Here is a 14,863-nt window from a genome sequence, read left to right as displayed (position 1 = left end):
ATCATGATCATACGAAAAGTAGAATATATCATCTCGGCGGTAAAGCCGGAGCAGTATCCTCCGGGTGTCAGCATGGAGCTTGCGGTGGCCGGCCGCTCAAATGTCGGAAAATCTTCCCTGATCAATAAATTCCTCAACCGGAAGAATATGGCCAGGGTGGGACAAACACCGGGAAAAACTCAGGCGATTAACTTTTTTCATATTAATGATGAGTGGTATCTGGTCGACCTTCCGGGATACGGGTATGCCAAGGTTTCTCTGGAAGTCAAGGCCCGCTGGGGCAGGATGATGCAGACTTATTTTCAAAAAAGGGGCAATCTGCTTGGGGTCATTCAGCTTGTGGATATCAGGCATAAACCGACTGAAGACGACAAGACTATGGTAAAAATGCTGCGGGACAGGGGAATCCCCATGTTATTGGTTGCGACCAAGGCTGACAAACTTTCACGCAGCCGTCAGATCGTCCAGCTGAAAATCATAGCCGAAACACTGGGTGTGGAAGACTGGAAACAAATTATTCCTTTCTCTGCTGTGGACGGAACAGGAAACAGAGAGCTCCATGAAGAAGTAGACCAATTGCTGCAGAATGCCGCTGAGGCTGTTATGCCGTCAGAAGCCGGTACTCCGGCAGAGCATGATGATAAAAAAGAAAAGTGAGGTGGATGAGATGTCAAATGAAAAGCAGACACAGGAAGCAGGCCTTCTGGAGATTATGGCCGAGGCCTTTCCGGGATACCGGGATTTTAAACTCAGTTCGGTGACTCCTTCGGTCATGGGGGATCAGGACAGGATCCTTGTCTCTTTTCTGATCGTGTGCAATGAGGAAGCGGCTGAAGACTTCAGAAAAGAAGAAGAGATTTATGCCGATGTCAAGGTTCATGTTCAGGACAGTGCCAATGCCGAAGGGTTGGATTTACATATGACCATGATTTTTGCTTTTCCCTCCTTCAATCTGGAATTCTACCTGACAATTCCGGGGGAAAATGGAGAACAGCAGAAATATTTGGCGGAGAAGCTCGGTAAAGTGGATAAGCTGGTCGTCTGGCTGGTCGATCAGGAGAAAAACTTCATCAATGTTCTGCAGATGAATTGGGATTACAGCAAACATAAAGAAGCGTTTGAGCTGGTTTTACGGTAGGAGAGTTAAGGATTCAAGATTAACCTGTTTGAATAAAGACCGGCCTTGAGATCAAGATAGCCTTTGCGCATAAGCAAGGCTATTTTTTTATTTGGAGATGAATATCAAAGATGCCTGTCTCATAAATTTTTAACGGGGTGGTATTTTTGAGCAAAAGCATTCTGAAGGGAATTACAACAGGCTTGCTGGTCACTGTACTGACACTTTTGGCTGTGTTTTCAAGTGCGGTGCTGGGCTTTGACCAGGACACGATTACCTATGTGATTGATTTCGGCTTGATGCTAAGCTGTTTATCGGCGGGCTATAAGGCGGCCAGGGACAGCGGGATGCTTATTCCTGCTGCTTTGGCGGCGGCCAGCTATGCATTGATCGGCATCCTTCTTTTGGCCCTGTTTTTCCCAATCAATCCAAGCGGGGCCATATCGGTGATTGGAGAGTGTCTGATTTTGGGTCTGTTATCCGGCATTTTAGGTACAGGGATCATGAAAAAGGGCCGTCTGGAATCCGGCCGGACGTATCACTTTTTGAACGAGGATAAAGAAGAGGAGGAAGAAACGAACTTTTTTAAAAAAATATCATGATTTTACTAAAGTGGACCATTTTGGTCAATACTGTTTTTACCGGTGATTAATTCTGCTGAGCGATTCAAGGGAAAAATGTGCTGGAGACACCTGTAATCGTTCAGGTAAAGACAGCAATGACGAGGGCTTAATGCAATTGTTAAAAATCCTGAAAAAAAAAGAAACGGTAATCTTTTTCATCTCAATGGTCTTTTTATTGACGTTGAGACTGTATCATCTGGATGTCCCGCCTCTGGAGAATAAAGAAAGCTGGCGGCAGGCCGATACGGAATCGATAGCCCGCAACTTTGTGCAATATGATTTTAATCTTTTGTCTCCAAACTTTAATTATGACGGTCCCTTGCCCAATGTCCCGGCGTTGGAATTACAGGTTACGACCTTGATCATTGCTGTGCTTTATCAGGTTTTCGGATTTCATTATTTTTTGGCCCGCCTGGTTCCCATCTGCTTTTATCTGGTGTCGGCCGGCTATTTATACTGTTATGCCAGAAAACAAATGGGGTTTGAGAAAGCATTGTTCAGCCTGCTGATCTACGGCATACTGCCGGTCAATGTATACTTTTCCCGGGCGATTATGCCGGAGGCCGCCGGGCTGATGTTTTTGCTGGGAGGCTTCTTTTATTTTGACAAATGGATAGACAAGCCTGTTGGGAAAGGACTGGCGCTGAGTTCAATTTTCCTTGCGCTGGCCTTGATGACGAAGCCGCCGACGGCTTTTATTGCCGTACCTATGGTGTATCTGTGCTGGAAAAGGTTTGGCTGGAGTTTTCTCAAGAACAGGGAGTTATGGGTTTTCACGCTGTTTATCTGCAGTGTCGCGGGCGGGTATTACATCTACAGCAATTCTACGGCTGAATTTCATTTTGCGCTCAGTATCACTGAAGGTCTTGTTTTGCGGAGGATTGGCAGTGCTTTTTACAGCCGGGAGGCTTGGGATTTTTTTCGGCTGGAAATTCCGGGAACGATGACCCGTCATGTTTTGTATCTTTTGCCCCTGGGAATGATTACTGCCTGGAAAAAGGACAAAACAATAATCTTCTGGTTTTTAGGGATGGCGGCTGAGGCTATTTTTATCGTCAGTACGATTCGTTCTTCTTATTACCTTATTTTTTTGACCCCGCCCATTGCCCTGCTGGCCGGTTCTTTTCTGGGCCGGCTGGCGGAGAAGCGTGTCCTGCTGCCGGTCTCCTTTCTCATCCTGCTGCTGATCGGATACAGCAGCTTTCAGGAATTAAAACCGATGTATGCGGTCAATACTAAGATGCAGGAAGAGGTCAGACTTGTACAAGCTTTGACTTCTGCAGAAGACCTCCTGGTGGTCGGGTCTCTCGATCCCTGTGTCCTGAGCTTATCGGGAAGGCGGGGATGGCGGCTGTATACCGGCAATGATCATCGGGCGTCCGAAGATCTCCGGGAAGAGCTGGACTTATATATTCGCAGCGGGGCCAATTATTTTATCCCGATTCAGGGAAAAGTGTACGGAGATGAAGATGGAAGCTTTTTGGAGTACGTGGTTCAGACCTATGAAAAAATTGAACCGGTCAAAGGATATCCCATTTTCAGGCTCAACCGGCCCGCGCAAAGCAGTGCAATGAAAGGGGTATTGCGGTGAAGGTTCTGATTGGGCTGCCTGCTTATAATGAGGAAGAGGGGATCAAAAAGGTCCTGGCAAGCATTCGTGATCTGCGGGAGAGCAGTAAATATGAGATCAGGGTCCTGGTTGTTGAAGACGGGAGTACGGACGGGACAGCATTGGTGGTAGAAAAGGCGGCCTTGAGTGAGGAGTATATTGTTCTTCTCAAGCACCAGCGCAATCTGGGACTGGGGGAAGCGGTAAAAAGTATTTTGCGTTACGCGATTGAGGAACTGGAAAGCGAAGATATTCTGGTCACCCTGGATGCGGATAATACGCACAGCCCTCACCTTATTGAGCGGATGATCGACCGTTTGCTGCAAGAGGACCTGGATCTGGTCGTCGCTTCGCGTTTCACTGAAGGAGGCAGGGAGATCGGCTTAACCTTGTTGAGAAAGGTTTACAGCAGGGGAGCAATGCTTTATTTTAAAATGTTTTTTCCTATTGTTCATTTGAATGACTATTCATCAGGGTTCAGGGCTTACCGGGTCGGGACATTAAAAAAGGCCCTGATCAGATGGGACAGTTTGGTGACGACCAATGGATTTGACTGTATGGCCGAAATCGCGGCTAAGTTCAGCAAAATGAAAGTTAAAGCCGGAGAAGTGCCGCTTATCCTGAATTATCACTTAAAGCAGGGTGAAAGTAAAATGCGGGTGATGCGCACGGTGAGAGGGTATTTTTCCTTGCTGGCTAAGGTAAGGTAGATGAAAATATATCTTTTGGCTTTGGTTTCTATTGTTTTGGGTGCCGGGGGACAGTTTTTGTTAAAGCTCGGTGCCGGCGGGTTGAAATCAGAGGGCGGGCTAGTCAAGATGATCGGAAGCATGCTGTTCAGCCCGGCCTTGCTGATCGCAGTATTTTGTTTTGTCAGCAGTATGTTCTTATGGATCCTTGTGCTGAGGAGAATGGATTTGAGTGTCGCATACCCCATGGTCAGTCTGGGGTATGTTATTGTTCTTTTGTTATCCTGGCTCTTCCTCCAGGAAATGGTTAACGGGCCCAAAATGATCGGGACAGTTCTGATCATCACAGGGGTTATCGTGATCAATCTGTAATGGATGATGAAAGGGAAAAATAAAGCCGATGCTTTGACAAGTACAGGATCTCTCCGTATAATGGAAAAAAGGAAAAACCCTATGATCGTGAGGAAAGGTCGTTCGGCCGTTCAGAGAAGAAACCACCGCCAGGCGGTGCTGTGAGGTTTCTACGGTACTGGGCCCGGGTCGCACGGGAGGGGCGGAAGGGAACTTATTGAGCGGTTTTTGGAGACAAGAACTGGGGAGTGTACCTTTTTGCCGGGCGGCCCGTTACAGCGAAGAGAGCCGGATTTGCTGCCGCTTTTCCGGAAAAAAGGTGGTACCGCGGAGTCTTTCGTCCTTTAAAGGATGGGGGGCTTTTTTTCATGATATTTGGTGAAAAGGGGAATTTTTATGAGGGAAGAAAAGGATATGGCCAAAACATATGAGCCAGACCAGGTTGAAGGCAAATGGTATAAATTCTGGGAAGAAAACGGGTTTTTCCAACCGGAAGCCGCAGGGGACAAGGAAACAGCTCCTGGAAAAGACGCTGCGGGAAACAGAGAGGCGTTCAGCATTGTCATGCCCCCGCCCAATGTTACCGGTTTTTTGCATTTGGGTCATGCCATGGACAGCACTTTGCAGGATATTCTGGCCCGTTACAAGAGGATGCAGGGCTATGATACTCTTTGGCTGCCGGGAACAGACCACGCCGGGATTGCCACTCAGGCCAAGGTGGAAGAAAAGCTGGCTGAGGAAGGGACCAGCAGGCAGGAGCTGGGCCGGGAAAAATTCCTGGAACGGGTTTGGCAGTGGAAGGAACAGTATGGAGGAAAGATTACGCAGCAGCTGCGCAGACTGGGTGCTTCCTGTGACTGGTCGAGGGAACGTTTTACCATGGACGCGGGCTGTTCGGAAGCGGTCAGAGAAGTTTTTGTCAAGCTTTATGAACAGGGATTGATCTACAGGGGGAACTATATTGTCAACTGGTGTTCCAAATGTCATACCACAATCTCCGATATTGAGGTTGAGCATGTTGAAAGAGACGGCAATCTGTGGCATATCCGGTATCCGGCCTCTGATGGCGGTCCGGGGGTTGTTGTGGCCACAACCAGGCCGGAGACTATGCTGGGGGATGTGGCGGTGGCTGTTCATCCTGAGGATGAGAGGTATGGCTCTCTCCTTGGCAAGACAGTGCTGCTGCCGCTGATGAACAGGGAGATTCCGGTGATCGCCGACGACTATGTTGACCGGGAATTTGGGACCGGTGCGGTGAAGATCACGCCGGCCCACGATCCGAATGACTTTGAGATGGGACTGCGTCATCAGCTGGAGCAGATTAATATCTTGAACCAGGATGGTACAGTCAACGAAAACGGCGGAAAATACCGGGGACTGGACCGTTATGAAGCCAGAAAGCTTGTGGTGAAGGACCTGGAAGAGCAGGGGCTCCTGGTCAGGATTGAGCCGATCAGTCATGCGGTAGGGGAATGTTACCGTTGTTCGACGGTTGTTGAGCCGTTGGTCAGCAGGCAATGGTTTGTCAAGATGGCTCCTCTGGCCGGACCGGCGATGGAGGTTGTCCGGGATGGCCGCCTGAAGTTTGTCCCGGACCGTTTCGCCAGGATCTATACCGGCTGGCTGGAGAATATCCGGGATTGGTGTATTTCCCGCCAGCTGTGGTGGGGACACCGTATTCCGGTCTGGTATTGTCAGGATTGCGGGGCCGAGATCTGCGTCCGGGAAGATCCGGCAGCGTGCCCAAAGTGCGGCGGCAAGAATTTGGAGCAGGACCCGGATGTTCTGGATACCTGGTTTTCTTCGGCATTATGGCCTTTTTCCACGATGGGTTGGCCCAAAGATGCCGAAGATCTCAAGAAATTTTACCCGACGAGTGTTCTGGTGACCGGACGTGATATTATTTTCTTTTGGGTAGCCAGAATGATTTTTATGGGTATGGAGTTTATGGGGGAAGTCCCCTTCCATCAAGTCATGATTCATGGCCTGATTCTCGATGCTCAGGGGCGTAAAATGAGCAAGTCCCTGGGGAATGGCGTTGATCCGCTGGAAGTGATCGACCGCTACGGAGCGGATACCTTGAGATTTACTCTGATTACCGGCAACACTCCCGGCAATGATTTGCGCTTTCATTCTGAAAAACTGGAGGCTTCCCGTAATTTTGTGAATAAGATTTGGAATGCTTCCCGTTTTGTCCTGATGAATCTGGAAGACTTTGCAGCCACGCCGGGAGGGGAGCTGACTCTGGCCGACAAGTGGATATTATCCCGCTATGACGGCACGGTGAAAGCGGTGACGACAGCTTTAGACAGGTTTGACCTGGGGGAAGCGGCCAGGCTGCTTTATGAATTTATCTGGAACGAATTCTGCGACTGGTATATCGAGCTGAGCAAAAGAAGGCTTTATGACAGGGAAAACTCAGAGGGACGCCATACTGCCCAGAGGATCTTACGGGAGGTTTTGGAAGGAACCATGAGACTTTTGCATCCGTTCATGCCGTTTCTGACGGAGGAAATCTGGCAGCATTTGAATGTTCCGGGCAGGACCATCATGCTTCAGGATTATCCGAAAGCCGCTGGCTGCCGGAATGAAAAGATTGAAGCGGAAATGAATGTCCTGATGGATGTCATCAGAGCGGTTCGCAATATCCGGGCGGAGATGAATGTGCTTCCCGGACGGAAAGCGGATCTGATCTTGGCTGCTGCCGACCATTCGACCAGAGAGATTCTCCATGCCGGAATTCATGAAATTAAACAGCTGGCGATGGCGGAAAAGATCACGATTACGGATGGAAAGGGAGGGGAACCTCCCCAAACGGCCAGTGCTGTTTTAAATGGCCTGACGGTTTATATTCCGTTAAGGGGCCTTCTGGACTTCGATAAGGAAATCGCCAAAGTACGCAAGGAGATTGAAGCCGGGGTCAAGGAGAAGGAAAGGCTGGAAGGCAAGCTGAATAATGGGGGCTTTATTGCCAAAGCTCCGCCAGATGTTGTCGATAAAGAAAGAGAAAAACTTCAGGCTGTGGTCAGCAGGCTGCAGTCTCTCCGGAACAGGCTGGCGGAACTGAGTTTATAATTTCTCGTGCAAAGGATTTGGTCGGATGAAACCGGAACCAGCATTTTATGGAGAATATGAGGAGGCTATGGAGTTTATCCATAGCCTGTGTCAATTTGGGATTAATCTCGGTCTTGACCGGATACGTTCCCTGCTGGCCAGATTGGGCAATCCGGAGCGTTCTCTGAAAATTGTTCATATCGGGGGAACCAATGGAAAGGGCTCGACGGCCGCTTTCCTTTCCGCGATTTTGCGTTCTGCCGGGTACCGGACAGGAATGTTTATTTCCCCTCATCTGGAGGACTACCGGGAACGGATTACGATTGACGGTCAGATGATCGGGCGCTCTGATTTCGTGTCCCTCCTGAAGGAAATCAAGCCGCACTTGCAGGCGGTGGTCGCTTCCGGGATAGAGCACCCGACAGAATTTGAGGTGAGCACAGTGCTGGCGATTCTCTATTTCGCCAGATTGCAGCCGGATATTGTCCTGATGGAAGTCGGTCTGGGGGGAGAGATCGATTCTACCAATGTGGTCAATCCATTAATTGCGGTGATCACCAGTATAGGACTGGACCATATGGACTATCTGGGGCGGACAATCGCGGAGATTGCCAGGGTCAAGGCCGGGATAATCAAAGAAGGTGTTCCTGTGGTCACCTCTGCGGAAAAGGCTGAGGCTTTGGCTGTGCTGACGGAAAAAGCGAGGGAATGTCAGGCGGAATTGATCAGGGTCGGGCAGGATGTCTCATGGCAGCAAAGGGGACCCCGCAGTTTCGATTATCAGGGACGCCAATGGCGGATCAAGGGGTTGAAGCCGGCTTTGCTGGGGAGACACCAGTTCAGCAATGCCTGTGCCGCCCTGGCCGTTTGTGAGGTCTTGCGGGACAGGTACGGATTTGGGATTACGAAGGAAAATGTTGTCCAAGGTCTTCAATCCGCAGAGTGGCCTTGCCGTTTGGAGGTTTTTTCCGCGGAGCCTAAAATCGTTCTGGACGGGGCCCATAATGCCGATGGGATGACCGCGCTAAGGGATGCCTTGGAATCAGAACTCAGAGACACCGTGCTGGCCGGAAAAAGACTGGTGCTGTGTCTGGGTATGCTTGCCGACAAAGAGAGAGAAAAAGCAGCAGAGATCCTTTTTCCTCTGGCTGATCAGGTGATCATCACCAAGCCTGATTCGCCGCGGGCAGGAAACTGGAGGTCTCTTCAGGATGTTGCGGGCAGGATGATTGGGCCGGACAAGGTCCGGTCTATTGAGGACCCTGAGCAGGCTGTCCGGGAAGGGCTGGAAATGCTGGCCCCGGGAGATATGCTTCTGGTAACGGGTTCTTTGTACCTGCTGGGTGAGGTCAGGTCTTGTCTGAACAAAAATTTACTTTTCTGATGATGTAAGATATCCCAACTGATCTAGGATATCCCAACGGAGGCAAATTGTTCGCGTATCGGTTTTACACAGGAGCGAGTAAAATATTTGATGTCGAACAATAACTCAGGAGGATGATCATGAAAAGCAAATTATCTTTGCGGCTGATGGCAGTCTTTGGTCTGATCAGTATGGCAATTGTCTTCATGCCCCCGAATCAAGGATTTGCGGCGACAACGCAGCGCCTTGAGGCTGCAGACAGGTACGGGACGGCCATTGCGATTTCCCAAACTGGATGGAAAGTGTCGGAAAATGTTGTATTAGCAACCGGTCAGTCTTTTCCGGATGCGCTCAGTGCGGCCACCCTGGCCAAGCAACTGGACGCTCCGATACTTTTAATCGGAAAAACCTTGACCAAGGAGCTCAATGCTGAGCTTGCCAGGTTACAGGCCAAGAATGTTTTCATCGTCGGTGGTGAAGGGGTCATTTCCAAAGAAATAAAAACACAATTGGAAACGGAGCATTTTCAGGTAGCCAGGCTGGCGGGTGCCGACAGATATGCGACATCCCTGGAAATTGCCCGGTATATGACGGCAAATTTTAAGGTCAGCTCAGAAATCGTTGTGGCAACCGGAGAAGGATTCCCCGATGCCCTTTCTATCGCCCCGGTTGCGGCCGCTAAAGGAATGCCGATTGTTTTATCGCAAAAAAACCGGCTGCCGGAGGATGTGAAGGAGTTTATTGCCGGGGGCGCGGTCACAAAGGCTTTTGTGATTGGCGGAACAGGGGTGATCAGTGAGCAGGTGATGAACCAGCTGCCTGTCCCCGAAAGAATAGGAGGTTCCGACAGGTATCGGACAAATATTGCTGTTTTAAACAGGTTTGCAGATGATCTATCCTTAGATAAGGTTTATATCGCAACAGGTAAAGATTTCCCCGACGCTCTGGCCGGTTCTGCTTTAGCCCCGAAAGCATCGGCCCCGATTATTCTGGTTGATCAAGCCTTGCCTATCGTCACGGCGGACTATCTCTATGCCAGGATGTCTTTAATCAATGAGATATCCATCCTGGGCGGACAAGGGGCCGTTTCCTCAACCGTTTTGACCGACAATGTCTATGGCAATACATCGGGAAATATCACCAATATGGGATTTGTCGCTGTTCAAGGCGACTGGATTTATTATCACAATGATGCTCTTTACAAAGTAAAAGCAGATGGCAGCGGCAAGCAGGAATTGAGCAAAGATATCCCAGGATTTATCAATGTCGCGGGAGACTGGGTCTATTATGCCGATGCTGCGGATCAAAAATTGAATATGTATAAAATCAAAACTGACGGGACAAGTCGGACGAAATTAAGCGATGATCAATCCATGTATATTGTCGTTGCCGAGAACTGGATTTATTATATGAATGCTTCAGATTCAGGCAACCTGTACAAAATCAAAACCGATGGAACGGCAAAAACCAAACTGACGGATGAACCGGCTCTGGAAATCAGTGTTTCGGGGGATTGGGTCTACTATACAACAATCAACACCTCTGGTCAGGGAGAACTCCATAAAATAAAAACGGATGGGACCGGATCGGCGATTGTTTATGAAGGCGGTTCCATGATGTTCCTGAATGTCGCGGGTGATGATCTTTACTTTGAAGTGGCGGACAGCAGCGGCGAAAACACGGCTCTGGCCAAAGTAAAAAAGGAAGGAACGGATTATGCCGTAGTGACGGATGATCAGGCCGAGTTTCTCAATGTCGCGGGCGACTGGATTTATTATTCCAATGCCTCTGATGAAAATAAGCTGTATAAAATCAAAACAGACGGAACGAACAAGACGAAAATAAGTGATGAAACGGCATTGTTTATTCAAGTGGCAGGAGATTGGGTATACTACGCCAATAACTCATCCGAACAAATAATCAAAGTGAAAACTGATGGTTCCGAAAGGCAGATAATGGATTGACCTTCGTATGTCCAAAGAGGTAATGTACACATAAAAAAATCTAATGTCTATTTTTTACGGCTCCCTCATATGCTTGAACTAACAAGCTTCATAGAGGGAGTTTTTGATATGGGCAAATTTAAAAAAGTTCCATGTTTGATTAAAATAATAATGGTAATAATAGGAATAACAGCCGCGGGATTTTTCCTGTGGAAAACAGGACAGATCTTTATTCAGATGGTCTCTAAGGATCATGTCCAGGATACGGCCAATACTCAGGAAACACAAGAGGAGATCCTTGTTTTGTCCAAGCTGGAATTCTGGACTTGTCAGACAGGAGTATATCAGAATAGAGGGAATGCCGAAGCGGCAGTAACCAATTTGGGAAACAAGGGCTGGAAGGCCGGTATTATTGAGGAAAAAAACGACATTGTATCGGTAGGCATGACGTCAACAAAAGAAGAGGGGGCAGAAATCAGCAAAAAACTGGAACAAAACGGAGTGAGCAACTGGACCAAAAAAGTGGAATACCCTGCCCTGCATTTTAAGGTGACGGGCAAGGATATCGGTACAACGATTCAGATGTTAAAGCTTGCCAATGAGCTTTTGGCAAAGAGAGATCTCAATAACCCGGAAGTAAGCCGGTATACAGCTGTTCTAAGTGCGGAAAAATGTCCCGGCGATCTCGTTAAAATCCGGCAGATCATTCAGGAAATCCGGCAGGAACAAGATCCGAACGGGCAAGCAAGCGCAGTAAAGCCGGACAGCAGAAAGCTTTTTCAGTTATTTAACGAATATAAAGACATAACAACGAAGTATTTTAATCATAATGATCAATTCAGCAAAAAATAGGAGCCTAACCGGTAAAAATCAAGCCCCATCTTTTTTTCGCCGAGTTGCATTGTCTGGAGGTAGTGATATAATTAACTTAATTTTTGGAATAAATAATCTTTTGAAATAAATCCTACATCACATGAAACGGGGGATACCATTGAAAACATTAAAGATTCCTGAGGCCTCAATTATCAGAATGTCAGTTTATTCCCGATACCTGGCGGAGCTTGACCGCAAGGGGATCATTACAATTTCATCAGGTGATATTGCGGAAGGAGTGGGGGTCAGCCCTGCTCAGGTCAGAAAGGATCTCGCCTATTTCGGGGAGTTCGGGATCCGGGGGGTAGGATATAATGTGAAGGATCTTCATTTAAATATTCTGCGCATTTTGGGATTGAGCAATGAATGGAGTATTGCTCTGGTCGGGCTGGGAAACCTGGGGTCGGCGTTAAGCAATTACCGCGGGTTTAAAGAACGGGGTTTTATCATCACCAGTATCTTCGATAATGATCCCCAAAAAATAGGGATGCTGATTGATGGGGTGGAGGTAATGCCTGTTTCCAGGATGGAGGAGGTCATTCCAAAAAACAAAACGCAGATCGGCGCCATCACAGTTCCGACATCCTCTGCGCAGGAGGCGGCGGACAGGTTGGTGAAATGCGGAGTGAAAGCTATCCTGAACTTTGCCCCTATTGTCCTTAATGTTCCTCCGGAGATAGAGCTGCGTAATGTTGACCTGATGGTTAATCTTGAAGTGTTGACGTTCAATTACGCCGGTAAAATGGCTTAGACCGTCAGTAAGCTCAACCGTTACCCGGTACTGGTTATCAATCATTAGCCCGCTTTGGCTGATATGGACAAAAGCGGGTTTTTTCGTTTATTCTTGTCAGCCGCAAGACGGGGCCATATAATAATAAATGAGTTTCGAAGGGAGAGGAAGAGGATGTCCGGGAAAAAGGCCGTCTATATTTATGATACAACATTAAGAGATGGGGCACAGGGAGAAGGAGTGCACTTTTCGGTCAAAGACAAAATGCTCTATCTGGCAAAAATCATGGAGACCGGAGTTCACTATATTGAAGCGGGCTGGCCGGGTTCAAACCCTAAGGATGATGAATTTTTTAACAGGATTGCTTCCTCCGAAACCATAGGCTCCGGGATGTCTAAAATTGCGGCCTTCGGGAGTACCTGCAGGGTGGGGGAGGAGCCGGAAAACAGTGAAATCCTGAGCAATTTATTATCTTCCTGTGCTCCGGCAGTGACGATTTTCGGGAAGGCCTGGAAGCTGCATGTCAAGGAAGTGCTGCGGACCGACCACAGGGAAAATTGGAGAATGATCAGAGAATCGGTCCGGTTCTTGTCGGCGGGCGGCAAGGAAGTATTCTTTGATGCCGAGCATTTTTTTGACGGTTTTGCGGATGATCCTGATTTTGCCCTGGCTTGTTTGGAAGCGGCCTTAGAGGGCGGAGCGACGGGTGTTGTTCTGTGCGACACCAATGGCGGGGCCTTTCCGGATGAGATCCGGAAGGGAGTATTGGCTGCCGGGAAAGCTTTTGTCCCCCGGTATCTGGGCATTCATGCCCATAATGACGGAGGTATGGCTGTAGCCAATAGTTTGACGGCCGTACAGGCAGGGGCAAATCAAATTCAGGGGAGCTGGAACGGCTTCGGGGAAAGATGCGGTAATGCCAATTTAAGTACACTCGTTCCCTGGCTCCAATTAAAATTGGGATATCAGGTGCTCGGAGCGGAAACCGTGAATGATCTGAGCCATTTATCCCGTTATGTAGCCGAATTGGCCAATTATCCTTTTGACGAAAAGCAGCCCTTCGTGGGGAAAAGCGCCTTTGCGCACAAAGCGGGGATGCATGTCGACGCTGTGATCAAGAATCACAAAACTTTTGAGCATATTGATCCTTCGGCAGTCGGCAATGAACGCAGAATTTTGGTTTCTGAACAGTCCGGCAAGGCAAATTTATGCCAGAGAATGAAAAAGTTTCAGCCGGAGATCACCAAGGACGATCCTCTTGTGGAAAAAGCGATGGACAGGATCAAGCAGGCGGAAAAGGAAGGCTTTCAGTACGATACGGCGGAAGGGAGCCTAGACCTGCTGTTGCTGGATATTATGGGCTTGCTCAGGCGGCCGTTTGTTTTGGAGGATTACCATGTATGGAGTGACCCGCTGAGGGGAGAGCTGGACTCTGTCGCCGTAGTCAAAGTCAGGGTTGGCGACAGGTCTGAGCATATTGCCGGAGAAGGAGACGGGCCGGTTCATGCTTTGGATAAGGCATTGAGAAGAACCCTCAGTGTTTTCTTTCCTATTATTGAGGAAAGTGAGCTAAGCGATTACAAAGTGAGGGTCATTGACGGTTCTCACGGAACCGGAGCTACTGTCCGGGTCGTCGTTGAGACCAGATGGGGGCTGCGAAGCTGGGGCACGGTGGGAGTGGCGACAAATATTCTCCGGGCCAGCGCCATGGCTTTGCTGGATGCTTTATATATTGTTATTTTGTCGCAATCAGAGGGAAAAACCGGTTAGATATGTTCTTGCGAAAAAAAATGTAAAATGTTAAACTAAATAAGGACTTCTTAGCCGGGGACAATTGGCCCTGGCTTGTTGTACTTTTTCATGACTCGCACAATAGAGGATAGGATGTGTACGGTTGCTTGTTTTAGCTTCTTCTTCACCGCGCCGGCGGGAACTTCTTACACAATGGGGATATCTTTTCAACCTTGTCGGGGGAAACGTTTCGGAGACCGTTCCTCAGGGGCTTGCCCCGGAGGAGGCTGTTATGGAAATCGCCGGGCGCAAGGCTCTTAAAGGCTGGGAGAATTGGCGGAGACAAACCGGAAGCAGTTCGGATGTTGTTCTGGGAGCAGATACACTGGTCGTTTTTAATGGAACGATGCTGGGCAAACCATTGAATGAAAAAGATGCCTGGAACATGCTTTCCGCTTTGAGCGGAAAGACTCATCAGGTCATGACCGGGATTGCTTTGGTGGATGCCATTACAATGGCTGAAGAGGAAAAAGGTTATCTGACCTGGGTCGAAGTGACAACTGTAGTATTTAAAGAAATAAGCGGGCGGGAGATCGAAGATTATATCTCAACAGGAGAGCCCATGGATAAAGCAGCAGGATATGGAATTCAAGGAAAAGCAGAAATGTTTGTAGATCATATTGTTGGGTCATTAACCAATGTTATCGGGCTTCCCAGAGAACTGCTGGAGCAAAAGCTTCAGGATAGGGGAATACTGCCCGGGTAAGAGCGGCAGATGAA

13 protein-coding genes are annotated in these 14,863 nt (G+C 48.6%); all 13 read left to right on the top strand.

Annotated elements, in window-relative coordinates; translation table 11 throughout:
• The first annotated feature begins 3 nt into the window (after positions 1 to 3).
• The 13 genes from yihA to SGLY_RS12425 all read left to right on the top strand — a co-directional run bounded on the left by yihA (position 4) and on the right by SGLY_RS12425 (position 14,849).
• Positions 4 to 657, top strand: coding sequence for a ribosome biogenesis GTP-binding protein YihA/YsxC (gene yihA, locus SGLY_RS12490; protein ID WP_013625636.1), 654 nt, complete (start codon positions 4 to 6; stop codon positions 655 to 657).
• Positions 658 to 667: 10 nt separating this feature from the next.
• The gene (locus SGLY_RS12485) at positions 668 to 1,138 is read left to right on the top strand and encodes a hypothetical protein (RefSeq protein WP_013625635.1); all 471 of its coding nucleotides are present in this window, start codon (positions 668 to 670) and stop codon (positions 1,136 to 1,138) included.
• Between the two features lie 146 nt (positions 1,139 to 1,284).
• Positions 1,285 to 1,719, top strand: a complete 435-nt coding sequence (locus SGLY_RS12480) for a hypothetical protein (protein ID WP_013625634.1) — start codon at positions 1,285 to 1,287, stop codon at positions 1,717 to 1,719.
• 130 nt (positions 1,720 to 1,849) lie between these two features.
• The gene (locus SGLY_RS12475; RefSeq protein ID WP_013625633.1) at positions 1,850 to 3,331 is read left to right on the top strand and encodes an ArnT family glycosyltransferase; all 1,482 of its coding nucleotides are present in this window, start codon (positions 1,850 to 1,852) and stop codon (positions 3,329 to 3,331) included.
• Complete coding sequence (locus tag SGLY_RS12470; RefSeq protein WP_013625632.1) at positions 3,328 to 4,059, top strand: glycosyltransferase family 2 protein; 732 nt, start codon at positions 3,328 to 3,330, stop codon at positions 4,057 to 4,059. The genes SGLY_RS12475 and SGLY_RS12470 overlap by 4 nt, the downstream gene beginning before the upstream one ends.
• On the top strand, positions 4,060 to 4,410 hold the full coding sequence (locus SGLY_RS12465; RefSeq protein ID WP_013625631.1) for an SMR family transporter: 351 nt from the start codon (positions 4,060 to 4,062) through the stop codon (positions 4,408 to 4,410).
• 375 nt (positions 4,411 to 4,785) lie between these two features.
• Complete coding sequence (locus SGLY_RS12455; RefSeq protein WP_013625630.1) at positions 4,786 to 7,464, top strand: valine--tRNA ligase; 2,679 nt, start codon at positions 4,786 to 4,788, stop codon at positions 7,462 to 7,464.
• 25 nt (positions 7,465 to 7,489) lie between these two features.
• Positions 7,490 to 8,827, top strand: coding sequence for a bifunctional folylpolyglutamate synthase/dihydrofolate synthase (locus SGLY_RS12450; protein WP_013625629.1), 1,338 nt, complete (start codon positions 7,490 to 7,492; stop codon positions 8,825 to 8,827).
• 119 nt (positions 8,828 to 8,946) lie between these two features.
• Positions 8,947 to 10,770, top strand: a complete 1,824-nt coding sequence (locus SGLY_RS17170; RefSeq protein ID WP_013625628.1) for a DUF5050 domain-containing protein — start codon at positions 8,947 to 8,949, stop codon at positions 10,768 to 10,770.
• 108 nt (positions 10,771 to 10,878) lie between these two features.
• Positions 10,879 to 11,601, top strand: coding sequence for an SPOR domain-containing protein (locus SGLY_RS12440; RefSeq protein ID WP_013625627.1), 723 nt, complete (start codon positions 10,879 to 10,881; stop codon positions 11,599 to 11,601).
• A gap of 139 nt (positions 11,602 to 11,740) precedes the next feature.
• Complete coding sequence (locus SGLY_RS12435; RefSeq protein ID WP_013625626.1) at positions 11,741 to 12,373, top strand: redox-sensing transcriptional repressor Rex; 633 nt, start codon at positions 11,741 to 11,743, stop codon at positions 12,371 to 12,373.
• Positions 12,374 to 12,526: 153 nt separating this feature from the next.
• On the top strand, positions 12,527 to 14,122 hold the full coding sequence (cimA, locus tag SGLY_RS12430) for a citramalate synthase (protein WP_013625625.1): 1,596 nt from the start codon (positions 12,527 to 12,529) through the stop codon (positions 14,120 to 14,122).
• Positions 14,123 to 14,246: 124 nt separating this feature from the next.
• Positions 14,247 to 14,849, top strand: a complete 603-nt coding sequence (locus SGLY_RS12425) for a Maf family protein (protein WP_013625624.1) — start codon at positions 14,247 to 14,249, stop codon at positions 14,847 to 14,849.
• The last annotated feature ends 14 nt before the right edge of the window (positions 14,850 to 14,863 follow it).

The organism is Syntrophobotulus glycolicus DSM 8271 (genome assembly GCF_000190635.1).
In the GTDB taxonomy this organism is placed as follows: domain Bacteria; phylum Bacillota; class Desulfitobacteriia; order Desulfitobacteriales; family Syntrophobotulaceae; genus Syntrophobotulus; species Syntrophobotulus glycolicus.
Note: the sequence above shows the minus strand (reverse complement) of the source record. Positions and strands in the feature narration are given on the sequence as shown.